This is a genomic window from Mycoplasmopsis pullorum (genome assembly GCF_001900245.1).
In the GTDB taxonomy this organism is placed as follows: domain Bacteria; phylum Bacillota_I; class Bacilli_A; order Mycoplasmatales; family Metamycoplasmataceae; genus Mycoplasmopsis; species Mycoplasmopsis pullorum.
The window spans coordinates 777,620-803,853 of record NZ_CP017813.1; the positions used below are offsets into that span (position 1 = coordinate 777,620).

Genomic DNA, 26,234 nt, shown 5'->3' on the forward strand with positions numbered 1-26,234 from the left:
TTATAGGTTGAGGTAAAGGCGGAAAAACCTTAGCAAAAGAAGTAGCGAATGCAGGATTAAAGGTTGCTATTATTGAAAAAGATCCAAAAATGTATGGTGGTACTTGTATCAATGTTGGTTGTTTACCATCTAAATCATTAGTTCATAGTGCAAAAGTGTTGCAACAAGTGCAAAAATTAGGTGTTGAAAGAAATTGAGAATTTAATCAAAACACCTTTAAAGAAGCGATGAAACACAAAAGAGAATTTGTTAAATTCTTAAATCAAAAAAATTATGAATTATTAGCAAATAATAAAAATTGTGACGTGTATCTTGGAGAAGCTTCATTTGTTGACTCACATAACATCAAAATAGTTAATCATCAAAATGAAGAAGTTGTGATATCTGCTAAGAAAATTGTAATTAACACCGGTTCAACTCCACGAGTACCTAATTTTATCCCAGGAGCAGTTGACAGTCCCCGGGTACTCTCAAGCAAAGAAATTTTAGATTTAGATCAATTACCAAAAACAATGCTGGTAGTTGGAGCTGGTTTTATCGGTTTAGAATTTGCTAGTTATTATAGTAATTTCGGAACCAAAGTAACAGTAATACAGCATAATAATGATTTTTTACCAAGTGAAGATGATGACGATGCTAATGTGGTACTCGAAACACTAAAAAGCCAAGGAATTAATTTTATTTTCAACGCACAAATTAAATCTTTCAAAGATCAAGGTGATAAGGTAATTGTTGAATATACTTATGAAAACTCAAATCATGTTAACGAATACGATGTTGTTTTAATGAGTATTGGTCGAATACCTAATATTCAAGGTCTTGATTTAGAAAAAGCTGGTGTTGAAGTCGAAAACAATGCAATTAAAGTTGATTCAAAATTAAGAACGACTGCACAACATATTTTTGCGTGTGGAGATGTCAAAGGTGGAGCGTTTTTTACTTATGTTTCTCTTGATGATTCAAGAATTATCTTACCCCAAATTCTTAGTTTAGATTTATTGAGAGATTTAAGCGATCGAACTTGATTACCTACTTCAACGTTTATTGATCCTACTTATTCTCGTACTGGATATAATGAAAAACAAGCTCAAAAGATGAGTTTAAAATACAGTATTAAACGCATTTCAACATTGCAAATTCCAAAAGCTCATGTAATAGACGAAAAGAAAGGTTTCATGAAGCTTTTAATTGACGAAAACGACTGCATTATAGGAGCAACAATCTTTAATTATGAGAGCGCTGAGATGATTAATTTAATTAGTTTAGCAATCAAATATCAAATTAAATATAATGATTTAAAAAACTTTATTTACACACATCCAACTTTTACAGAATCATTAAATGAAATTTAGCATTATTTTTAATTGTTAGCGATAAAAAAATTTATAATATATTTATAGTTAAGGAAAGGTAAAAAAATAATGACAAAAATTAAAGATATTTTTTTTCTTAAATATAAAAATTTAAGTGACGTTTACAAACTTCTTAAATGATTTTTTATTGCTTTTTTAGTATTAAATTGATTGTTGTTGACAATTCCATCTATTTTTTTAGGAATAAGCATTTCTCAAGCTTTTTTAGGAATTTTGAGATTCGGACTACTTAATCCTGGTGTGGATTCATTAGTAACTGCGAAGGAGATTATTACTGTAATTGTTCAAAAATTATATGTAACTTCTAAAGTTGTGTCTTTTTTTCCAGCCATTGTACTTTTATATGTGTTAGCATCTTTAACCACTCTTGCTGTGAAACTCTCAAAAAATAGCAATCAATTAAATTTAAGTCAAGAATTTTCAATAAATAACAAAAACTCTATTAAACTTTTTATTCCAATTCTTGTAATTCACTCTGTATTTATTATTTTTTGAATTATTTTATTTTCAACACCATTAATTGTTTTTATTAATATTCCAGGAATTAGTTATATAAGAACTGTTATAGATATAGTATTCATTGTTTTATCAATTATTTTATCTATAAATATTGCAAAAAATTTAAGATGAATGAAATCTGAATTGCAACCAAAAAATGAAGCTATTGTAGAAGAAACAACTGAAGTTGAAGTAATTGATGATTTTCAAAAAGACGAAAAATAAATTTGCCTAAATGACGAAAAAAATCGTCATTTTTTGTTTCTTATGTCAAAAATTCAATCACTTTAAATAAAAAAGCTACTAATTTTTCGTGCAAAACTAAAAAAAGTTATATATTAATGATGAAAAAAGATTTTTTTAAGTTAAAATATGTTAACTATTTAAATAGTTAACATGAATTTGGGATTATTTTTATGAAATTGAATAAAAAAATTAAATTAGGTGCAATTTTATTAAGTTCTTCATTTTTAGCACCATTTGTTATTAGTGCTTCAGTTGTAGATTTACCAAAACAAAGTTTTGATCGTTCTCAAACAGATTCAGTTGACCAACCAACCACTAGATTAAATTTTAATGATTGAATGAAATATGTCGACGGTAACAAAACTTTAAGCGATTTATCAATTCCTGGTACACATGATTCAGGAATGTTTGCTAGTACACATTTTACTTGAGGAATCGCAAAGGCTTGAGCCAAAACCCAAGAACGTAATTTTTATGAACAACTAAAATCTGGAATTCGTTTTTTTGATATTCGGATTGCAGAAGATATGTGAATTTATCATGGTCCTATTTGATCTTCATACACATTCGAAAAAGCACTTAAAGAATTTGTTGATTTTTTAAAAAGATATCCAACCGAAACAATTATTATTCGTTTTAAAGATGAAAATTGAGATGCTGCAAAAAGTGATTCAACAAAAATTGCAGAATGAAGAAACAAAATTTTAACCTTGTTTAACCAAAGTTGATTAAAACCTTTTTTATTTAATAATACTAGTGGTGATACTTATGTAAATCCGACCTTAAATGAGATGCGTGGTAAGATCTATTTAATTGATAACATGTACCACACAATTTTGAATAATGATGCATCACACGGAGCAGCTTGACGTTCAAACGGTTTAGAAATTCAAGATGTTTGAGAAACTGAAGAACAAATAAAAATGCATTTTATTAGTGAAATGTTAAAAGTTTCTAATACTAAAGAATCAAATACAACAGTCATCAACTTTACTTCTCGGTCAAAAAATAGATCAAAACCATATGAAACATCAAGAAGTATAAATAAACGTTTATATGATTATTTATATCAAGATCAAACTATTTTAAGAACTGGAATATTGGTTTTTGACTATCCAGGTGATGCAATTTTAGAAAGAGTTGTTAAGACAAACTACACTTACACCGATAAAGAAATTTTAAGAACTGATTTATTTAATTTACAAAGTTTATCATTCGAAGCACCAATTGAATTTAATGATTTTATCAATGTGTCAGGTGATTTAAGTGAATTTAAGTTCGAAATTAGACGTGTAAAAAGCGGTTCGACCGATGCACAAGTGGAAGTTCCAAGAGTTAATGCTTCAAAATTATATGTTAATGAAGCTTTTGAGAAAGATGAAGTAGTTACTGTTTTTGCATTTAAAGAAATTCCTGGCAATCAATATTATCCTTATGGAAGAAGATACAATAAAATTCAAGAAGAATTTAGAATTGTCGAAAATAGATTAAGAAAATCAATTTTAGATTCTTTATTTAAAAAAATTCAAAGTAACCGTAACAGAATAGTTGAATTAACCGGTTCAAGTTCAAATATTTTGAATTATTTTGATAAAAATATTCAACCTTTATATGAAGAATTGTCTGAACAAGGTGAATTAGAACGTGATCTAATCATTAAATTAGATCAAAGATTAGTTCAAGATGCTCCAGTTCTAATTAGCGCAGTTGAACAAATTCAACAAAATATGAATGCAATCATCGACACTAAATTATTATTTAATGAAAACCAATACTTTAGTGCAAATGATTTTAATCAAATCGATAATTACTACAATAACTTAAACAATAAATTTAACCAATGAATTGATAATGATAATTGATATTCTGGTTCACAATTGACAAGTTTTAAGAATGATTTTATTGCTTATTTAAGTGAATTTATTCAATTTACCAAAAAAATTATTGCTGATGATCAAGTTTACTCAAAAAATAATGTTTTAACATCATTTAATTCAAATAATTCTCTAAAATGAGGACTAGAAGAATACAAAACTAAAATCCAAGAATATAAGAATGAAATTTTAGAAATTTACAATTCCACACCTAAATTCCGCGATTTAACCGAAACCAAAAATAGTTACGAAAATAAATTAAATGAATTAATTGCTTTTATCAATTTTGTTGGTACACAAAATACAAAATTAGTACAAATTCACCAAAATTCATCTTTAAATAGTGAACAATTCAACGTATTTAAAGATGAATTCGTAACATTGTTATTATCGCAATCCGGTTTTTCTAATTTCTGAAGTAAAATCGAAGAAGCTCAAAATTTAGTTAAAAAATATAACACTTTGGTTACAGATTTTCAAAATTATTTAACCAATGAAGCATTTACTTTCGCAAGCAGTTCAATTCAAGATGAGTACAAACAATTATTTGAAGCTCTTAAACAAGAAATTACTTATTTTGCAAATTGAGAAACTTGAGAAACAAATAATAGTTCAAGAGTCGAAAAATTAAATCAGTTAAAAGATTTGATGACAACTCAATACCAAGATTTTGTTAATGTTAAAAATGAAGCAAAAAATGCAGTTAAAGGTTTAACTTTTATTAGTCAAACCAGAGTTGAAGCTTGATTAGCTGAAATTGAAAAACTAACAAGTGTCCAAAAAATAAATGAACTTAAAAATAATGCATTAGAAATCGATAAATTGAACCAAGATTTAGTTAATTTAACAAATCAAGATTGTTTACATCAAGCTCAAAAAGAACATTTAAAAACTCAAATTTTAGATAATTTCTCAAAAAATGTCACTCATTTAGAAGAAAACATTAATAGATTAGTAACTTGAATGCAAAACTTAAAAACTCTTTATGCTAATAATTCAAATTATGAAAACGAAATTAACTATAAATATGCTGATTCTGATAAAAAAGAGAATTTTGTACTTCAATATCAAAACATTTACCAATTAAGTATACAAAATCAAAATTTACAAACCACAGCCATCCAAAGTGCAATTCAAGCTTTTAATCTTTCAAAATCACAATTAAATGGTTCTCAAAATCTTGAAAACAAGAAAAATGAAGCACTTCAATCACTAAATGCATTAAATTTCCCTGCTGTAGTTGCAAAACATTTTAGTGAGATGATCAAAAAAACTAATGAATATGTCAAGATTGATCAAATTAGTGCTGAATTTAAAACTCTTGCAAGTTTAAGAGATTTTATTAATCAAAAATCTAACTTAAATCAACCACAAAAAGATAATTTAACAAACCAACTATATTCTTTAGTTTCAACTGATAATTTCAATAGTGCAAATCAAGAATCATTAAAAACTTCAGTAAATGATTTAGATTCTAAAATGAATGATTTTAAAACAGTTAAAAATGATTTTGAAACTTACTTAAATTCATTAACTGATGAATCATTAAAACATTTTAAAGAATTAGGAGCAATTGTTCTGGAAGATGAAAGCACCAATTTAGCTTCAGCACCTTGAAATGTTAATAACATCAATGAAGAAATTAAACTAGTAAATCAAATTAAACAAATTTTAAATGAAGTTAAAACAAACTATTCTAGTTATTCAGAAGATGATATTCAAAATAAATACAAACAACTCGAATCATTGTATTTTAATAAGAAAATTAAATATTATGAAGTTCTTTTAGAAAGAAATAAAGAAAACTTTAAACACAAATTAGATGATATAAAAAATACATTATCAATTAATGAATATTATGCTAATTTAGCACAAAATAAGTTAGATACGCAAATTACTAATGCAGATTCAAGTACGATTGAAAAAATTAAAGAATTAATTCAAAAGCTTGCAGTAATTGAAAGTGAATTTACTGATTCAATTCAACAAAAATTATCAAAAATCGATACTTTTGAGTCGTTAGAATCTCAAATTTTTAGCAAAATTTCTACTTTCGAATCTCAACATCAAAAATCATTTGATGAACTTGAAGATATTAAAAATACAATTTCTTCATTACAAAATAATCTAAATGCTGAAAATAATGAAGAAATTGACGAAAAAATAACTCAATTAAATTCGATTTTAAATAGTTTAGACAAAATTTTAAACAGAATTAATTCAAGCGAAGAAATGAAAGTGATTCAGGAACGACTTTACAATTCATTTTTAGATGAATTCAATAAACTTAATATCTTATTAAGTGATATTAACAATGTTCAATTCAGCGATATTTATGAATTTGGAAGCTCTGAAATTGCAGCATTTAATAGTGTCGATTCACAAACTGGAATTGATGAATTAAAAGAATCAATTTCTAAATTGCAAAATATTTATGTTTTAGTTAATTCACAAAAATTAACAAAAGAGAAATTATTTAGTGATTTAAGTGCAAAAGTTGAAGAAATTGCTCAAAATATTGATTCAATTACTCATGACTTACAAGTTAAAGATAATGAAGCATTAATTAATAAGTTTAATAATATTAAAAATATTAATTTATATGAATTAACAATTGATCAATTAAATGATCTAAAAAATACCTTAACCAATTTTGAAAAATTTGATTTACCAAAAATCGAACATATTATTGCGATTCGAAGTTCACAAGTTAACAAAATCAATAATATTAAGTCTGAAATTGACAGTATTTTTGAAAAATATCCTACATTAACTGACCTAATTACACAATATAATGATTTAATTTTACAAAATAATATTAAGCAATTAACAAATAAACAAGTTGATGATTTCATTGTTGAATTAGAATCATTTTTAAATGTTTTAGTTAATGATTTTCTAAATGAAAAAGAAGATATTATTGAAAAAAATGATGAATTAATCAGAGACTACAACAATTTTTCTCAAGATCAATATGATTATTTCAATGAAAACAATAATATTAATAAATCATTACAAGAATTAAAAGATTTATATACATTAATTATTACAATTAGAAATGAAATTGAAGCATTTAACCAATCTTCCTTAAATACAGCACAATTTGAATATTTAAAAAATGAACTTTCTTCATTTTATACAATGGAGCAATTGGATGAATTTACGGAATTGAGTAACAATTTAAAAGAAAACATGAAAATTATTAACACTGAATTTGTTAATGTAAAAACTGTTATGGATAGTCAACAAAATAATCCAAAAATTATGGATTTATATGATGATTTATTCGCAGGATTAGACTTAAATTCATACTTAAGCTTACCAGTAACAAATACAATTATTAAGAACATTCGTGAATTTGTTGCTCGAGCTGAAATTTTGATTGAAGAATATAATAATGAAAAAGATTCTAATAATGAAAATCCTGATCAACCAGTAAATCCTAAAGATGATTCTGGAGATGATCAACCTGATGAACCATCAAATCCTACAAACGATTCCGGGGACAATCAACCAACTCAACCAGTAACACCTGGGGACAATCAAGGTGATACAAAACCTGAAGAACCAAGTAAATCAGATGACGAAGACATTGATAATAAAGAACCTGAAAAACCTACTGAACAACCAAGTAAACGTGTTGATGGAATTATTAGTGTGGTTGAAAATTCTGTAAATACTGTTATGCAAAAAACTGGTTTAGGTTGATTAGCAAGATTATTAAATTTCTTTTCAAACTTCTTTAGTTTCCTATTTTGAGGATAAACCAACTCAGGAGTAATTATGGATCAAAATGAATCTTTAATAATTAACAAAATTAAACAAACACCAGATAAGCCTGGTGTTTATTTATGAAAAAATAGTGATGGAGAAGTGATTTATGTTGGTAAAGCAAAATCACTTCGCAAACGGATGATTCAATATTTTGAAGGACGTTTAAACTCATATAAAACTTATGATTTAGTCAAAAATATTGATGATTTTGATATTTTTATCACTTTAAATGAACGTGAAGCGTTGATTTTAGAGAAAAATTTAATCGAAAAATATCATCCGCCTTATAATATTTTACTTTTAGATGATCGAAGATATCCATATATTAAAGTCAGCATCAAAGACAGGTTGACTTTTAGCTTTACCAAGAATTTAATCAAAGATAAACAAAGAAACGATTTTTTATACGGTCCTTTTCCGCAAGGTTATGGTGCTAAAGAAATAATGAGAATGCTTGAACGTGAATTTCTCTACGAAAATGGATTACCAATTAACAATAAAGACATTAAATATTGAGAAGAAAAACGTGACGAAATAATTGAAATTTTATCTTTTAAAAAAAATAATTTTTTAAAGCATCTTAAGAGTAAAATGGAGTTTTTTGCACAAAACTTAAATTTCGAAATTGCTTTGGAATATAAAAACGTAATTAATTATTTTCAAAAACTTAAAGATGCTCAAATTGTTGAATTAAATTCTGAAAAAAATATTGATGTATTTGACTGTATCTTCAAAGATGATAAGATTTTTATTTCCGTTTTATTCTATCGTTATGGTGTTTTAATATCAAAAGATAAAATTTTATTAGAAAACTTAACTAGTGTGAATGAAACTTTAGAGACATTTTTTGAGCAATATTATCAAAACAAAGAACTGCCTGATAAGTTGTTAATTAATAAAGAAATTGAAGAGTTAAATTTAGAATTAATTACACTCAAAAACGTAACTTATCCAAAAGTTGGACAATTAGCTAATTTAATCAAAGTCGCTCATGAGCAAAATCTATTTTTCATCGAAAATAATCAAATAGTTAAAAAAGACAACAAAATTGCAAAAAATCTTGAGTGCATGAAAGAGTTAAAGAAACTGTTGAACTTTCAAAATGTTAAAAATTTAATAGTTTTTGATAATTCAACCTTTAATAATACCGATCCTGTCGGTGTTGCTGTAGTTTATAGCAACGGAGTCAAAAATAAATCGCTATATAAAAAGTTTAATCATGCTAAAGATTTGGTTGGAAATTATCGACATGCGGATGTTCAATACATGTACTTGAGTGTTAAAAAATATTTTCAAAGTAATTCACACCAAGAAAGTGATGTGATTATCATTGACGGAGGGATTCCACAGCTTAAAGAAGCTCAAAGAGCATTGCTCGAATTAGGAATTAGTAAATTTCAAATTTTTTCGCTAGTTAAAAATGACCATCACTTAACTCGAGCAATAATCACAAATAATTATCAAGAAATTAAAATTGAAAATAATGATTTGTTCTTATTTCTTAAGGAAATCCAAATTGAGGTTGATCGTTTTGCTAAAAGTCACTTCCGTAAACGTCAAATTACTAGCACTTTAGCAGGAAGTTTATCCAAAATTAAAGGAATTGGTCCAGCGATTGAAAAGAAACTTTTAGATCGATTCAAAACTTATTCTAACATCTATAACGCTTCAGAAGAAGAGTTGCGTCAAGTTGTATCTGGAAAAATTACCAGTTTAATAATTGAGGAGCGTAAAAAGAAGCTCAAATAGTTTCCACATTTGTGAAAACTATTTTTTGCAGATATAGCAACACGAAAAACAAACTATAATATTTTTATATTATTTAAATATCAAATACTAGATAATGGAAGAAGGATACATGAACAAATATAAATATGTTTTAGTTGATGGTAAACCTAATGTTATGGCCGATCCAGATTACATGGTTCGCTATTTAGACATTGATGGAAATGTAATTAACAAAAAAGAAAAATTACAACATTCACTATCAAAAGAACAGTTATTAGAAGCTTATAAATGAATGGTTCTTTCAAGACAACAGGACGTTTACATGCTTCAATTACAAAGACAAGGACGTATGCTTACTTTTGCTCCAAATATTGGTGAGGAGGCACTTCAAGCAGCTACTGCTTTTGCTATGGATAAAAAGGAAGATTGATTTTTACCTGCGTTCCGTAGTAACTGTTCAATGTTAATTTTAGGTATGCCGATGATTAACCAAATGTTATATTGAAATGGTAATGAAACAGGTGCTAAAGCTCCTGAAGGAGTTAATGTTTTACCAATTAACATTGTTATTGGTAGTCAAATTTCACATGCAGCTGGTGTTGCATATGCTCTTAAACAACAAAACAAACCTGGTGTTGCGGTTACATTCATTGGTAATGGTGGTACAACTGAAGGAGAATTCTCTGAAGGAATTAACTTTGCCGCTGTGCAAGGATGACCTGCAGTTTTCTGTATTAACAACAACCAATGAGCGATTTCAACTCCAAATAAAGAAGAGTCAGTTTCTTCAACTTTAGCAGCTAAAGCTTATGCTTATGGTTGTCCAGGTTTACGTGTTGATGGTAACGATTTAATCGCTTCATACGAAGTTATTAAAGAAGCAATTGAATATTCACGTAACGAACACAAACCAGTTATTGTTGAATTTGTTACTTGAAGACAAGGACCACATACAACTAGTGATAATCCAAGAATTTATCGTACCGAAGAACAAGAGCATGAAGAAGAAAAATGAGAACCAATGCACCGGATTGAAAAATATCTTTACGATCAAAAAATTATTACTCCAGAAGAAAAAGATCAAATTTGAGCAGATGCATTAGCTCAAGTTAAAGAGACATACGAAGAAAGTATGAAAAGAATTAAAACCGATATTAATGATATTTTTGATTACACATACGAAAAAATGCCTAAGGACTTAGCAGAACAAAAAGAAGATGCACTTAAATACTGAGCTGAAATTGAAGGAGGTAAATAATGTCTGATCAAAAAGTAGCAATGAATAATATCCAAGCCTTAACTAATGCGATGGATGTTGCTATGGCACGTGACGAAAGAGTTGTACTCTTTGGTGAAGATGCCGGATTCGAAGGTGGTGTATTCCGCGCAACAGAAGGATTACAAGCAAAATACGGAAAAGCACGTGTATTTGACTCTCCTATTTCTGAAGCTGCGATTGCTGGAGTTGCAATTGGAGCAGCTGCAGCTGGTTTAAGACCAATTGGTGAAATTCAATTCCAAGGTTTCTCATATCCTGCAATGCAACAAATCTTTACACAAGCAGCTAGATTTAGAAACCGTTCACGTGGACGTTTTAGTGCACCATTGGTAATCCGTATGCCGATGGGAGGTGGAATTAGAGCTCTTGAACACCACTCTGAAGCACTTGAAGCAATCTATTCACATGTACCTGGATTAAAAGTTATTATGCCAGCCTTTCCTTATGATACAAAAGGTCTATTATTAGCAGCTATTGAAGATAATGATCCTGTTATTTTCTTAGAACCTAAAAAAATCTACCGTGCCGGAAAACAAGAAGTTCCAACTGGATACTACACAGTTGAAATTGGTAAAGCAAACGTTCTTGTACCTGGAAATGACATCACTGTTGTAACATACGGAGCACAAGTGCACGAATGTTTAAATGCGATGAAAAAATTAAGAGCTGAAGGTTCAAATGTGTCAATCGAATTAATTGATTTAAGAACAATTAAACCTTTAGATATTGATACTGTAGTTGAATCAGTTAAAAAAACTGGTCGTTTATTAGTTGTACATGAAGCTGTTAAATCATTCTCAGTTTCAGCTGAAATCATGGCACAAGTAAATGAAAAAGCATTCGAGTATTTAAAAGCACCAATGACAAGATTAACCGGATACGATATTACTGTTCCTTTTGCTAAAGGTGAATACTACCATGCAATTGACGATCGTAAAATTGTTAAGAAAATTAAAGAAGTCATGGACTTTAAATTTTAAGAGAGGAAAGGATAATTTTCAATGAGTAAAATAAAATCAACTCCACTTGCTCGTGCAATGGCTGCAAAATTAGGAATCAATATCGAAAATGTTAAAGGTACTGGGATTGGTGGAAGAATTTTAATTGATGATATTAAAAACTTCAAAGCTCCAACTGCTACCCCTGTGGTACAAGCGAGTGCCCCTGTAACTTCTCAAAGTGCCCCAGCTGCTGCCCCAGTAGCTCCTGTAAAACCAACTTTAGAAGCACACAGTGAAGCGGTTACACCTATTCGTAAAGCTATTGCTAAAGCAATGACAAATTCATGATCAAATGTTGCTTATACAAATTTAGTTCATGAAATTGATATGACAAGATTATGAGATATTCGTAGCTCAATTAAAGATCTTGTTCTTAAATCTGAAAATGTTAAATTAACATTTTTACCTTACATTTTAAAAGCAGTTGCGATTGCATTAAAAGAATTTCCAAAATTCTTAGCTAAATACAATGAACAAGCACAAACTTTAGAGTATCCTGGAAATATTAATTTAGGATTTGCTGTGGACACTGAAGCTGGATTAATGGTACCAGTTATTAATGACGCTAACCGTTTAAGCATTGTAGAATTAGCATCTGAAGTTTCACGTTTAGCTTCTGCTGCAAGAAAAAGAACTATTAAACCTGCTGAAATGAAAGGTGCTGGATTCACTGTAACTAACTACGGTTCAGTTGGTTCATTATGAGGTGTACCAGTTATTAATTATCCTGAGTTAGCAATTGCTGGTGTTGGTGCAATTATTGACAAACCGGTTGTTAAAAATGGTGCTGTGGTACCAGGGAAAGTAATGTACTTAACTGTAGCTGGAGACCACCGTTGAATCGATGGTGCAGAAATTGGACGTTTTGCATCACGTGTTAAAGAATTATTAGAAAACCCTGAAGTGTTAGGAGTGTACTAAGTAATGTATAAATTTAAGTTTGCTGATATTGGAGAGGGATTACACGAAGGTGTAGTTGCTGAAATCTACAAAAAAGAAGGTGATTCAGTTAATGAAGGAGACTCTTTATTTTCTGTTGAAACCGATAAAGTAACTTCTGATATCCCTTCACCTGTTAGTGGTACAATCAAAAAAGTTTTAATGAACCAAGGTGACACAATCCACGTTGGACAAGAAATTTACGTAATTGACGATGGTAGCGGGGACAGTGAGGAAGTTGCTACACCTACCCCAACCGCGACTGAATCAGTCCCAGTGTCTACACCTGCAAATGGTGGTGCATCAAGCAGTTTTTATTCATTTAAGTTTGCTGATATTGGGGAAGGTCTACACGAAGGTGTAGTTGCTGAAATTTACAAAAAAGAAGGTGATTCAGTTAATGAAGGGGACTCTTTATTTTCTGTTGAAACCGATAAAGTAACTTCTGACATCCCTTCACCTGTTAGTGGTAAAATCAAAAAAGTTTTAATGAACCAAGGTGACACAATCCACGTTGGACAAGAAATTTACGTAATTGACGATGGTAAAGACCACTCAAGTGAAAGTTCAGCAGCACCTGCTGCAAAACCTGCAAATGGTGGTGGAGCTAGTGTTGTTGGTGAAGTAGTTGTAAATGATGATTTAATTGACTTTTCAAGCTTTGCCACTTCAGCTGCAAAACCTGCTACAGAAGTAAAAGTTGAAACACCTGCCCCAGCTGCTGCAAGCAATAAAGAAGCTGGTAAAGTATACACTGGTCCTATTAAAGCTGAATATGATGTTATTGTAATTGGTTCAGGTCCAGGTGGTTACTTAGCTGCTGAAGAAGCTGGAAAATCAGGATTAAAAACTTTAATTGTTGAAAAATGAGCATGAGGTGGTGTTTGTTTAAACACTGGATGTATTCCAACTAAAGCTCTTTTAAAATCAACTGAAATGATTTCTGAAGTTAAAAATGCAGCAAAATATGGTCTTGTTGCAAACTTCGATGATATCAAATTTGACCAAGATCAAACTTGAGTAAAAATGCACGAACGTAAAGAAGGTGTAGTTAACAAAGTTGCTGGTAGCGTTAAAATGTTAATGAAAGCATCAAAATGTGACATTTTAGAAGCTGAAGCAAAATTTGTTGGTGCACATGAAGTGGAAGTTAATGGTGAAGTATACCGTGCTAAGAATTTAATTTTAGCAACCGGTTCACGTGCACGTAAACTTGATATGATCGAAGGATTCGCTCAAGGATATCAAGAAGGTAAAATTATTACTTCTCGTGAAGCAATTAATTACAAAGAAAAATTACCTAAATCACTAGTAATCATTGGTGGTGGTGTAATCGGTGTTGAATTTGCACAAGTGTTTGCACTTAGCGGTACCAAAGTTACTATTTTACAAAACATTAACCAATTATTACCAGGTAGTGATGCAGATGTAGCAAAAATTACTAAAGAAGCTTTAACACACATGAATGTTGAAGTAGTATTAAACGCTCAAACAAACAAATACGAAAATGGTAAACTATACTACAGCGTTGATGACAAAGAAGTTGTTGTTGAACCTGAATTAATCTTAACAGCAACTGGACGTGCTCCAGTTTCAGAAGGATTAGCTGAAGTAGGTATTAAATTAGGACAACACAAAGAAGTTATCGTTGATGAATACCAAGAAACTAATGTTGCTGGTGTGTATGCGATTGGTGATGTAACAGGTCAAAACATGTTAGCTCACGTCGCTTATGCACATGCATTAGTTGCTGTGGAAAATATTCTTCACAAAAACAGCGCAAAATACCAACCTAAAGGTGTTCCAGGATGCATTTACATCGATCCTGAAATTGCATTTATCGGTAAAACAGAAGCACAAGCGAAAGCTGAAGGAAAAGATGTCTTTTCATCTAAATATGCTTTTGAATATTTAGGAAAAGCAATTGCCACAACCAAAACTGAAGGATTTGTTAAATTAGTTGTTGATAAAGAATATGGTGAAATCTTAGGAGCAAGCATTGTTGGTGCAAATGCAACCGATTATATTGCTGAAATTGCTCTTGCAATGGAACAAGAAGTCACAGTATTTGAATTAGCACGTACAATTCATCCACATCCAACTTACAATGAAATTATTTGAGAAGCAGCTCGTAGTGCAGCCTTAAAACTTTCATTAGCTAAAAAGAAATAATAATCGAATTTAAAATCTCTACCTTAATGTGTGGAGATTTTTTTGTGCAAAAAAACCTTACTCACAAGAGTAAGGTCACGTGTTAAGTGTCCCTAGATTATCCCAAATTAAAGGACATAAACATAAATTTTCTTAGCATTATCGTTTTTCTGAATTACGAAAATTGGTAATGTATCCGATTGATTACTACGCGAGTTAGTAATGTCATTCCCATCAGTTGTTACGTTTCATACTTGATTATTATTTACTGCTAATTGCATTCTAAATAGTCCCGGTATTTTACCGACGAATGGTTTAGCTCCTGTTAGAGATGAGAGATTGTATTCAGCACCTGATAAGCTTGGTAGTCGATTACCAGCATTATTGTTGATTGAGAAAGTACCATTAGCATTTTCAAGACTTAATGTCATAACAACCTTGTCGCCAGTGTGTAATTGTTGATGTGCAACACCAACTCCAGTAGTATCGACGTAACTAAATTCAAAGAATTTACCACCTAAGTTAGGGAATTGATTAGTATTAAAATCACTATTTACTGTTGCGGTAATTGTATAGGTGAAATTACCATTTGAATCAAAAGGTGATGTGAAAGTTGCAGAATTAATTGTAAAAGGATTATTTTCAAATGTTAATTTTTGGAAGACTTTTAAGAACATAATTCATAATGCATCTTTATAACTAAAGTTACTTTGATTTGACGTTTGTTTATTTCAAACTGAACTAATATTATTATTGATTATTTTTTGAGCACCATATCAGTCTGTGTCTGATTTTCTTACGAATTCAAATTCGTAACCAACTGGAAACATTCAATAATCATCTAATGAGTTTACTTCTTTATCAGTCGGAGTATTGTCCACAACTATACCACGACGAACAAAAATTGTATAACTTGAATCTTTAGTTAATGAACCCAGTCTAAGGTGTACAGGCACTTCATCATTTCCTGAAACGCTTGAGAATGGTAATGTTATTTCGCTAGTTTCATAATTAACATTTTCACTAGTTAAATTAATATTTGTGTATGAAACTCTCCTTGCGTATCTATAACCTAATTCAGTTGTGTTGTTATTTAAAATTTGGTGAATATATTTAAGTTCGTAATTTTCATCAGTACCATTTTTTTTAATAACTACTTTAACTTCAATTTCAGTTCTATCACCAACTTCATAAGTACCATTTTCTAATGGATAGTCCATGCTTAATGATAAATAGAAGTTTGTATCAGTAAGATTAATGGAATCAGCTGCAGCTTTAAAGTTGTCCATTTGTGTGGTTAATTGAACAATTTGATCATAATTATTGATAAATTCAGTAATTTTAGGTAATGTATCTAAATTTTCTCAATTTCTAATTTGATCGATGCTATTTTTAAAGTCTTCAAGGTAATATTTTCCACTCTCAAGTTCTTTATATTTATCAAATAATGGAGTTAATAAACCTTTAATTAATGAACTAGCTTGATTGAATGTATCGTTGATTGATTCAATAATTGCTGTTAATTCTTGGTCACTTTTAGACTCTAGAGAATCAAACGAAATAGCATTAATTTTTGATTCTAAGATTGAATCATTATTGAAGTAATTAAGGTGAGTTTTAATTAACTCAACATTTGCTTTAAGTGAGTTAATTTGTTCAATTTTTGAATTAGATTGATTGTTATTAGTTTCAGACACTACTTCAACAGTAATTGTCCCCTCTTGGTAAGGAGCTTGTGAATTATCACTATTTTTAAATGTATAACCTTTTGGTAAATAATCGTTTAGATTAATTGTTTGAACATTAAAAGGTATTTTTTCATTAACTGTCCCTACTGTTTGAGAACCATTGACAAAATTAATTAATAAAGTTTTGGTTTGCATTACAAGTGAAATTGTGATATTCGGTGTATAGTTAATTCCTTTTAGTGGACTTGTGGTTGTATAACCTTTTGGTACCATTGATTCGTGAATATCGAATGTCTGGTTGTAGTAAGGAATCGTAATTTCATTTTCTGCAACTTTTGAATGTTTTTCATCTTCTCAAGAAATTAATACATTTTTATTAAGAGGAACAATTTGAACTTCTACGATTCCATTTGAATATGCAATTGTACTTGATTGTCCCTGTGCGAGTTGGTAGTTTTGTGGTAGTTCATAACTACTTAAATCAACTGTCCCTTGGTTGTCTTGAGCTTTAATGCTTAATGAATTTAATGTTTGACTATTGTAAACAAAATTAAGAGTCATTATTGATTCTTCTTGAGTTTTTGGGGTTAAATGAATTTGGATTGTATCTTGAACTGGTAAGTTTTGTAATTGATCATTTGTTAGGTATCCCTCTGGGATTAAATTAGGATCAATTGAAACTTGTGTACTATTATGTGGTACAGTTATTTGTTTTTGTGCAATTTCTTGATTATTTTTCAAGAATACTATGTTGATAGTTTTGTGATCCGGAACAATTTTAGCAGTAATTAAATCTTGAGTATAAGGCACATTCTGCTCTTGAGATTCAGCTAAAACGTATCCTTGTGGTAAATGCTCGTTTAAGTTAATTTCTTCAACTGAAGAATCAATTTGGATATCCACTTTTTCAATTGAATTATAGTTATAAGTGTAATTAATTTGCAGTTTTTTAGTTGGTGCGACAATAGCTTTTTCAGTTAAATGAATTTCAATTATCGGTTTATATGTTATGTTGTTAAGTGCAGAAAGTGATTCATAGTTATATGGTATTAAATTAGGATCGACAGTTATAGTATTATCATAATAAGATAATTCTAAATTGAAACTTTTAACTTCAGTGGTACCATTTAAAAAGCGAATTGTTGCTGTTTTTATAATTGGCACTATCGGAACATTAATTGAGTTACTTTGTTTAAAAGCAACCACTTTATCTTGTCCTTGAGCTAAACGGTAATTTTGTGGTACATATTTTTCGACATTAATTTGATTTGTGTTGTTTGGTACTACCACAGTTTCGGTAGAGATTGTGTTTTGTTCAAATGTAAAATTGATTGTTAAATTTATATCTGCTGTTTTTTCAATTTCGACTAATTCTAATCTAACGTTTTCTTGGTATTCAAATGTCATTTCTTGACTTTCAAGTCTATAACCATTTGGAATTAGTAAAGAATCACGTTCAATTACGTTTGACTTAAATGGTACATCAATAATTTGTTTTTCAATTTCGCGTGATTGATAAACGTAGCTAATGTTTGCGATTTTAGTAAGTGGTACCACGTTAACACTAATAGGTTCAGAGCTATAAGGGACAATCAACTCTTGATTGTCAGCTAGTTGGTATCCATGTGGCACACCATTAATTTCAATTGTCTCTTGTGTGGACTCGACATCAATTTTTAATTGCCCCACAGTTTTCCCGGCGTAGTTAAATTCTAATGTTGCCACTTTAATGTTTTTGAGTAATGGAATATTAATGGTTTCGCTGTATTCGATATTAGAAAGTATCATATTAGTTTTATAACCATTTGGTACTTCATCAACCGACACGCTAAAAATTTGATCATCAACTCCAATTTCTTTTGAAATAGTTTTAATGTTGCTTTCATTGTAGGTGAAGTTGATTTTTACAACTTTTTTGGTTGGTTTATCTGAATTTTTTTCTTTGTTACCATCAACTGGATTTTTAGGATTATTTGGTTTAGTTGAATTATCTTGTTTAGTGTTTCAACAAGATACGGTAGCAGAAGTTAAAATTGTCCCCAATGCTAGTCCGATAATTAATTTAGCTTTTTTCATTTCTACACCTATCTTTCTTTTTATATATTTTTAAAAATATTTTACATTTGAATAATGATTTAATTTTAGATTTTTTCTATTTTTTAAAGATTGGTTGAAAAAATTTCTTGTTTAAAGTTTTTTTGTGAAAAATGATATTCCATATTTTTGTTTAAACGGTTTAAAAAACAAAAAAGTGCAATTCATTTTTTGTGAATCGACACTTTATTTGTACATTTTATAAACTTGTTTGAGTTTTATAAGTCAATGATTTAAACCACTTTTAGAAATGAAAATATTGTGATTTTCGGACAAAATGAGTGATAAATCTTGCAAACTTGATTCGGGATAGTTAAGTTTTAAATCAAAAAAAATTAATTGTTCAGCACTAAAGAGATGTTCAATATTATTTTCTAAAACAAAATTGATCATTTTTGAATAATTTAATGATGATTTAACTGATTTAGTTAAATTTGAAAAATCGATATTGTTGATTCGATTAATTGAATTATCTAAATCTCGATTAATTTTAATATCTTGTAATTCAAAGTATGATTTTTTTGCTCCAATCGCAGCTAAAAAATCGGCAATTTTATCTAATTTTTTAATATATGCTATTCATTTGTTTTTTCGTTGGATAATTTGGAAATTGAAATCATATTCGTTTAATTTATTGATGCAAAGACTCAGAGCTTCAAGATTGTGCGACGATATTTCCAAGTGATATGAAGTGGAATTTTTGTCCATAATATTACCACTACCACAAAAGACTCCAGCAAAAAAATGTTGTGGACTAGAGTAAGATATTTTATACAAATCTTGTTTATAATCATCAATAGTGATAGTTATTTTGCTTTTTTGATATTGAATTTTTAATTTTTTCAAAAAAGAAACAACATAATTAAAAATGAGCGGATTTTTAATTGTCAATTTAAGATATTCAGTCTCATCTTTAGTGATTGAATTCGCCAAAATGAAACCATTTAAAAAGTCTTCAATTTCACTTTTTTTCATATTATAAGTAATTATTTCTTCTTTAATAAAGGCACTAAAACTTGTTTTATTCATGAATAACCTCCTTTATTTTGTTGTATCAATAATTACTTTACGCATTTTTTTAGTACGATTGTGGTTGAAAATTAAAATATGAAGTGCTAATGCAAAACATTGTACAGCATAAATGCTAAAAACAACGAAAAAGTCTTCTCGGAAGATAAATTCTAAGATGGTACCACTAAAGAGAATCGCAAAATCTAAAATAATGTCAAAAAATCTATATTGAAGTGTTTTGCGATTAAAATACATACACAAAATTATCATTGTCACAAACATTAGTAAGCCAATTGAAGCTAGTGAAATAACAAAAATATGTGATAGTTCATTTTGAGCATGCATGTGTTCAGAACTCAATTCGAATGAAATTGTGACTAAAATAACCGAAATAACAATCACAATATGAGCAAATCAGATTAGAAAATTTAAACGGGAGTGACTATGTAAATCTATCATTTTTTCAAAATTAGTTGAGTAATAAAGAAATAATGAACCAACAATAATCATGCAAATAAAGGCAAATAAGTTAAATTCTTCAAAAAAGACTACAATACCAATAATTAACTCACCAAAAAACATTATAACTAATAGATTTAGTCGTTCAACTAGGTGTTCTAATTTAACTGGTGAATGTTTATTAACTCGAAAATAAGTTAATGGTGCAAATCAACTAATAATAATTGTCGCAATAATTACATAAGTTCCGATTTTTGAACCGATTAATAATCCTGTGATTGTTCCTAAGATAATAAAGAAATGTTTTGAAATATTTAAAATTAATATTTTTTGTTCTGCTTTGGTTAAAGTTTTGTTGCATAGATACATTAAATTATTTAACGACATGCTAATGAGCAAACAAATGAATGCGATATTGAAATTATAAAAAGTTTGATATCAATCTTTTTCAAACATTTTACACATAAAAAGTAAAAAGGTCATATCGACTAAAATAAATAATTTATCTTTAATTGAATTTTCTCCAAAACGATTGACCATATCAGCCTTGTCGATTCATAATTTGACTAAAGCGATCAAAATTAACAAGAATTTAGCAAAAGTTAAAAGTGGAATAACACCATTTTCGATGTGGTGTAATAATAAAGTTAATTTTCCAATTGCCAAAACAAAAACAAGATCATAAAAAAGTTCAATAACAGCTGCTTTTTTGGTTGTATTGACTATTTTTTTTATCAAATTCCTTTACCTCCTTATTTGTGGTGTTTATTTTAAAAATACGTTAGTTTGATTAATAATCGATCAGTAAATTAAACAAAACATTAATTGACCAATTAAGTTACCTAGATGTGTCTCATCTTTTTTATTAATTGATAAAACGGAAATTAAATTATGTGAGAATGATGAAGTGTACTCAGTTAAAACGTCGAATGATTCGTTACTATAATTTGAGATTTTTTTAATTCTTAAATCACTTAAGAGATCTTTAATTGACACATCGCTTGAAATTTGGTAATCGAAATACTCTTTTTCAAGTTTAACAAAGATAATGCTTTTGTTATTTTTACCTTGAAATAGCATTTGCGAGGTGCTGTAAAAATTATTTGGAAACACACCAAAGTCAAAAAATACATTTTTGCTTAATGAATTTAAAACGGATACAAAATACTGAAAAATCGACTCTAAACTAGGATTGTTTAAATTAAAATAACAAATTTTTGATTCATTAGAGATGAATCATGCAAGTTGCAATGGAATATTTTCGTTTATTTCATTATTAAAAGCTGTGTTTTGAGCACTTTTAAAACCATTTAAGAATTTAATAATATTAATTCCTAAAAGCGACAAAATTAAAAGTGAGATTTCGGAAAAAAATGCAAAATTGCTTGCTACAGTGTTTGAAATAGTCAAAACTAAATTTGATTCAAAACGAAAATTAAACTGTGACTCTTTTGAGAATAATTCTTTGACCAAAATAATTCTTTTACTTAAATAAAAATATCCTTTTTTATTTTTGAGCGACGAAATAAATGAATTAATAACACGAATAAAATTGGAATTATGCAAATTAAAATCGCAAATTACATATGTTATATCTTCATTTGAATAAAATAAGTTTTTTAACTGATCTTTCATGTTTTGAATTTTGATTCTTTCATCTATTAATATTATTTCTAAATCTTTTTTGTTTTTCATATAGGGATTAACATCAATAAATGAAATGCAAGCTTTAATCGCTCTAAGAATTCAATAATTTCCAAATACAACCACTTTGCTTGACTTATTAGTTTTAATCGCATTTGCGATTTCAAGAATTTTGTTGAGTAGTTTTTTGTTTGTGTATGAATTTGCTAATTCAATAAATTCCAGAAATTGAGGGTTAATGATTTTTTTACTTACAAAATCGTCAAAATATTCACTTGTTACTAAATCAATATTTTGGTTTAAATTGGAATTTAAAAATTTATGATTAATGCTCATTTTTATTCTCAAATTCTTCAATTGCGTGTTGTTTTAAATTTGCAAATCCATGCTCAGTCTCTTTAAGTTGGTGTGAGAAAGGATTGCGAGCAAAATTTGGATGATTTGCTTTAAAGTCACCTTCTCCAGTTTTGGTTTTTAAATCAAAACTTTTGGTAATAAAGTTAATTTTTTGATTTAGAGTAAAAGTCTTAAAGAGATTGATTGTTTTATATCAATCACTCACATTTTGAACGTTAATAGTAAAAATTCACTCATCAGCGACAGTGACTTCAATGAACTTAAAATTAATTTTTGTGACTATACCTTCTAGTACGTTTCCTATTTTCATATACATAATAAAAATATTTTACCGAATTCTGCTCTAAAAATAAAAAACAAACTTAGATTTAAAACCTAAATTTGCTATTTTTAAAGTTTAATTTTCATAATGTATTTGTGTAATTTTTCTTTTGAATTTCCAACAAAATTAGTTCTTGGACAGTGTACTTCATTTTTCATAAACATTACAAATGAATCTTTGGTTAATTCTAAATGATTTGGTGTTTTTTGTGAATCAGATTTGATGAACATAACATCTTTGGTCGAATCATATTCTTGCATAACTTGATCATTTTCATATTTAAAATCAGCATCAAAAAATACTAATTCTTGATCATCACTAAATAAGTGAATGTCCATGTAATTGTGGTGAATTTCACAAATTAAATTCTCGACATTTGCAGCTGGAAAGTGATTGTGTAATAAATAAATATCATCATTAATTACTAAACGCTCACCGTCAAAATCTTTATAGTTGTTATTAACTAACCAATCAATTGCAATATCTAAGTTTTTGTGAATTCCTTTGTAGTTTTGAATATTTTTTAGGTTATCAAAAATCATATAATAGCTCCTTAATTATCAAAGTCCTTTTATTACTAAATAATAGCACTTTAGTAAGAATAAATTATTTTAATTTCAAGCTATTTTTGCTAATTTTTCTAATTAAAACAAAAAAACTGGTATTTTTTCATTTTTAAAAAATTATGCTAAAATTTTATCATATGTTTAAAAAATCAATCAATGATGCAAAGAGCGTACTTAAAAAAGGTAACGTTTTTATGCTCGCAATTGGTCTTTTACTAGGGACCGTATTCTCAGCATTAGTTAGCTCTTTTGCTAACGACATTCTTATGGCTGCTATTAAACACAATATTCTTCCAGAACAAAACACTGAATGAGTTGTTGCTGGAATGAACGTTGGTAAATTCTTAGGTGCTTTAATGACATTTGTCATTGTTACATTATTTATCTTTATTATTTTAATCGTATGATTCTTAATCGTTAACTACCGTGCAAGCAAGAAACCTGCTCCTGCACCTGTTACACCAAAACCTACAACCGAAGAATTAATTTTAGAAGAATTAAAAAAATTAAATAGCAAGAAATAGTTTTATGAAAGGAATGTGAAGCTTCGTGCTTCACTTTTTATTTATTTTGTTTGATTGAAGGTTTTGTTAAGTAAATAAAATACTAGCAAATATTAAATATAATCTGTTAAAATTTCCATAATTTAAAAAATAAACATCGTTTTTTTTTTTTTTTTTTAAGAACAAAAATATTTATTTAAAATTAAATTGATATAAAAGAAATTAAAAATAAATATTTTGACTTAGGAGATTCTTATGGAACAATTACAAAAAGAATTATCATTTCTAAAATTCAAATTTACAACATTTAACTCTTGAGTAAAATTGGCCCTATTAATACCTATATGAGTTATTTCAGTTATTATACTTATTATGTTTTCTTTTTCTTTTTTGGTTCGTGGACGCACAGAAGAATTACCTATTATTGCTCGTGTAAGTGGTTTTGCTGTAGGTCTAATTTTCACATTGTTGACTACTTCCTTTATCTTGTCAAGAGTTTTTTTCATTACCGCAAATACCAGAAATAAAGAAAATAATAATATAAACATTAATATGATTGCTAATTTATATAAAACGGCCTTATTTTTAAGCTTAAATATTTATAGATATAGAAAACTAAAAAAATTGAATTAAATGAAGAAAAGGTAAATAACTTCTTTACAAATAATCTAATTGGTTAAAATGTCAATATAAACAGAGTTATTATTGGGATAAAACCGATGTTAAAATAACCATTGTATAAAATTTATAATAACTTCTTAAAGATAAAAAAGGAAAAAAATGACTAAAAAAGATGTATATGAACTAATAAACAAAAAAACAAAAATGATTTGAAACATTTCGATTTCTATTTTCTTAACTCTTTTGGGAGGTTGATTTTTATTTTGTATTATTGATATATCAAAACATGGTGTTAAAGAAAATGAGATTCTATCTTTTACAATTTTTTCAATTGCAATGTCATTTGTTATTTTATTTTGAATCTTTTTTGTAATTAAAAACATTCTAATAGTAGTTTTTAAAATTACCTATAGAAAAAATAATGAAAGCACATCAGTAAATAAGTTAGCTTCGATCATACTTTTTATGATGTTTCAATTTAAAACACGAAAATTAATCATTGAGAATTAATTAGAAAAAGAAAGAGCCGCGATGGCTCTTTCTTTTTGTCTTTTAAGTTTATGATTTTGTTTGCACTTCAATAAACGAAATAAAAAAAGAAAGAGATTAAGAGAACTCTTTCTTTTCCTAAGGGATAATCCCTTATTAAGTTATGCTTGTAAATATTATAAACTATTTTATTAAAACAACCAAGTTTTTTTCATTAAGAAATGATAGATTTGTCCAAATGAAAAAACACAGTGCTTGTGTGCACTGTGTGTATAAGAACTAAAAGCTCTTAAGATTACTAAAATGATTTAAACTCTTTTTCGAGACATCAAATTGTTAAAATCATGAATCATTAGTATCTGAATAGCTTTCAGCTTCATCCTCTTCGAGTTCTAAAATGTTTTCAATTTCTTCGGTTTTATTTGTATTTACAGGTTTGTAAACATCAAAGTCAGGAACTTCTTTAACTTCTGCTTTTTCAAATGAGTAGTTAACTGGTTGAGATTGGTGATGTGGAGCAACTTCTTCTTTATGCACAGGTGACACCATCACTCTGTCATTTGAAGTTGAATGCACATCAGCATTTGTTTGAGCAGGAACCTCTTTAACTTTTTCATAGACATTTCCTGCAATAACAGAAACTTTAAAGATATCTTCAACACCATCTAAAGTTTCTTGACCGATAATAATTTCGTCTTCGCTTTCAGTATCTTTGTTAAGGATTTCGCTTACTTTATTAATTGCCGCTTGAATTTCACGGAATGAAGTAGATTTATCAAATTGGAAGTTGATTAGGAATTTTTCAGCACCTGAAATTTCAGCAGAGTATAAATGGTTTTCAAAAGCCTTGGTCACGGCTTTGACTGCACGATCTTTTCCTGATGCTTGACCTATACCGACCAAAGTTAGACCACAGTTATCAAGAACTTTACGTACATCCGCATAATCGATATTTACACGTCCGACTCTGTATAAAATGTCATGAATTGCGAAAATGATATTTTTTAAGTTAACATTTGAGTATTGGAATGCATCATCAACTGGTACATCTCCGAAGTATTCCAATAATTTTTCATTAGAAACAATAATGTATGAATCAACTTTGGTTTTAAGTTTTTCAATACCTTCTAAAGCAATACGAGTTCTTTTTTTACCTTCAATTAGGAAAGGAGTTGTAACAATTGCAATGGTTAATGCACCTGAGTTACGTGCAGCTTCGGCAATAACTGGAGCAGCTCCGGTTCCTGTTCCTCCACCAAATCCAGCCGCAATGATTACCACATCAGTTCCAGCTAATTTAGCTTCGATATCTCTTAAACTTTCTCTTGCTCTTTTTTCTCCGATTTCCGGATCAGCACCAGCACCTAAACCACGAGTTTCTTTACCTAATGCAATTTGATTCTTACATGAGTTACTTGCTAATGCTTGTGCATCAGTGTTAGCAACGATAAAGTCAACATAGTTAATGTCATTTTCGTTTTGTGCTAAATTGTTAATCATAAGTTGTACAGCATTGTTCCCAGCTCCGCCGACACCTATAACTTTTAATGAGATTTTGGCACTGTTTTGGTCGACAGTACCATTATTTGGTTTGTGAAATTCACTCATGAGACTCTC

Annotated in this window: 18 protein-coding genes; 11 read left to right on the forward strand and 7 right to left on the reverse strand. The window is 28.7% G+C overall.

What is annotated here, in order from left to right; translation table 4 throughout:
* Positions 1-2: 2 nt before the first annotated feature.
* From BLA55_RS03220 to lpdA, 8 genes are all read left to right on the forward strand, one after another.
* Positions 3-1,352: a dihydrolipoyl dehydrogenase family protein gene (locus tag BLA55_RS03220; protein ID WP_256373985.1), complete on the forward strand. Its 1,350-nt coding sequence runs from the start codon at positions 3-5 to the stop codon at positions 1,350-1,352.
* A gap of 69 nt (positions 1,353-1,421) precedes the next feature.
* Positions 1,422-2,096, forward strand: a complete 675-nt coding sequence (locus tag BLA55_RS03225; RefSeq protein ID WP_073372650.1) for a hypothetical protein — start codon at positions 1,422-1,424, stop codon at positions 2,094-2,096.
* Between the two features lie 191 nt (positions 2,097-2,287).
* The gene (locus BLA55_RS03230; RefSeq protein WP_073372651.1) at positions 2,288-7,756 is read left to right on the forward strand and encodes a hypothetical protein; all 5,469 of its coding nucleotides are present in this window, start codon (positions 2,288-2,290) and stop codon (positions 7,754-7,756) included.
* 18 nt (positions 7,757-7,774) lie between these two features.
* The gene (locus tag BLA55_RS03235) at positions 7,775-9,514 is read left to right on the forward strand and encodes a GIY-YIG nuclease family protein (protein WP_073372652.1); all 1,740 of its coding nucleotides are present in this window, start codon (positions 7,775-7,777) and stop codon (positions 9,512-9,514) included.
* Between the two features lie 109 nt (positions 9,515-9,623).
* A complete protein-coding gene (pdhA, locus tag BLA55_RS03240) occupies positions 9,624-10,751 on the forward strand; it encodes a pyruvate dehydrogenase (acetyl-transferring) E1 component subunit alpha (RefSeq protein ID WP_073372653.1) in 1,128 nt (375 codons plus the stop codon).
* A complete protein-coding gene (locus tag BLA55_RS03245) occupies positions 10,751-11,752 on the forward strand; it encodes an alpha-ketoacid dehydrogenase subunit beta (protein WP_073372654.1) in 1,002 nt (333 codons plus the stop codon). Before pdhA ends, BLA55_RS03245 begins: the two co-directional genes overlap by 1 nt.
* Before the next feature lie 21 nt (positions 11,753-11,773).
* Positions 11,774-12,694, forward strand: a complete 921-nt coding sequence (locus BLA55_RS03250; protein WP_073372655.1) for a 2-oxo acid dehydrogenase subunit E2 — start codon at positions 11,774-11,776, stop codon at positions 12,692-12,694.
* A 3-nt stretch (positions 12,695-12,697) separates the two neighbouring features.
* Positions 12,698-14,884, forward strand: a complete 2,187-nt coding sequence (gene lpdA / locus BLA55_RS03255; RefSeq protein ID WP_073372656.1) for a dihydrolipoyl dehydrogenase — start codon at positions 12,698-12,700, stop codon at positions 14,882-14,884.
* A 107-nt stretch (positions 14,885-14,991) separates the two neighbouring features.
* On the opposite strand, the gene BLA55_RS03260 is transcribed toward lpdA, so the two are convergent.
* The 6 genes from BLA55_RS03260 to BLA55_RS03285 all read right to left on the reverse strand — a co-directional run bounded on the left by BLA55_RS03260 (position 14,992) and on the right by BLA55_RS03285 (position 22,980).
* A complete protein-coding gene (locus BLA55_RS03260) occupies positions 14,992-18,627 on the reverse strand; it encodes a hypothetical protein (RefSeq protein ID WP_073372657.1) in 3,636 nt (1,211 codons plus the stop codon).
* Between the two features lie 204 nt (positions 18,628-18,831).
* Positions 18,832-19,674, reverse strand: a complete 843-nt coding sequence (whiA, locus tag BLA55_RS03265; protein WP_073372658.1) for a DNA-binding protein WhiA — start codon at positions 19,672-19,674, stop codon at positions 18,832-18,834.
* A gap of 12 nt (positions 19,675-19,686) precedes the next feature.
* Positions 19,687-20,853 carry a low temperature requirement protein A gene (locus BLA55_RS03270; RefSeq protein WP_073372659.1) on the reverse strand — a complete coding sequence of 389 codons (1,167 nt, stop codon included), beginning with the start codon at positions 20,851-20,853 and terminating at the stop codon, positions 19,687-19,689.
* Between the two features lie 27 nt (positions 20,854-20,880).
* On the reverse strand, positions 20,881-22,095 hold the full coding sequence (locus BLA55_RS03275; protein WP_073372660.1) for a hypothetical protein: 1,215 nt from the start codon (positions 22,093-22,095) through the stop codon (positions 20,881-20,883).
* Positions 22,085-22,432, reverse strand: a complete 348-nt coding sequence (locus tag BLA55_RS03280; RefSeq protein ID WP_139553899.1) for a hypothetical protein — start codon at positions 22,430-22,432, stop codon at positions 22,085-22,087. Before BLA55_RS03280 ends, BLA55_RS03275 begins: the two co-directional genes overlap by 11 nt.
* A gap of 74 nt (positions 22,433-22,506) precedes the next feature.
* Entirely contained in the window at positions 22,507-22,980 is a 474-nt protein-coding gene (locus BLA55_RS03285; RefSeq protein WP_073372662.1) for a NanQ anomerase/TabA/YiaL family protein, read from the reverse strand.
* A 161-nt stretch (positions 22,981-23,141) separates the two neighbouring features.
* On the opposite strand from BLA55_RS03285, the gene BLA55_RS03290 reads away from it, so the two are divergent.
* The 3 genes from BLA55_RS03290 (at position 23,142) to BLA55_RS03300 (ending at position 24,638) form a co-directional block, all read left to right on the forward strand.
* Entirely contained in the window at positions 23,142-23,528 is a 387-nt protein-coding gene (locus BLA55_RS03290; RefSeq protein ID WP_073372780.1) for a large conductance mechanosensitive channel protein MscL, read from the forward strand.
* 234 nt (positions 23,529-23,762) lie between these two features.
* Positions 23,763-24,140 (forward strand): hypothetical protein, encoded by a 378-nt coding sequence (locus BLA55_RS03295; protein WP_073372663.1) that lies wholly within the window; start codon positions 23,763-23,765, stop codon positions 24,138-24,140.
* 147 nt (positions 24,141-24,287) lie between these two features.
* Positions 24,288-24,638, forward strand: coding sequence for a hypothetical protein (locus tag BLA55_RS03300; RefSeq protein WP_073372664.1), 351 nt, complete (start codon positions 24,288-24,290; stop codon positions 24,636-24,638).
* Positions 24,639-24,953: 315 nt separating this feature from the next.
* Here BLA55_RS03300 and ftsZ read toward each other — a convergent pair whose 3' ends face one another.
* Positions 24,954-26,225, reverse strand: a complete 1,272-nt coding sequence (gene ftsZ / locus BLA55_RS03305) for a cell division protein FtsZ (RefSeq protein WP_073372665.1) — start codon at positions 26,223-26,225, stop codon at positions 24,954-24,956.
* Positions 26,226-26,234: the final 9 nt, after the last annotated feature.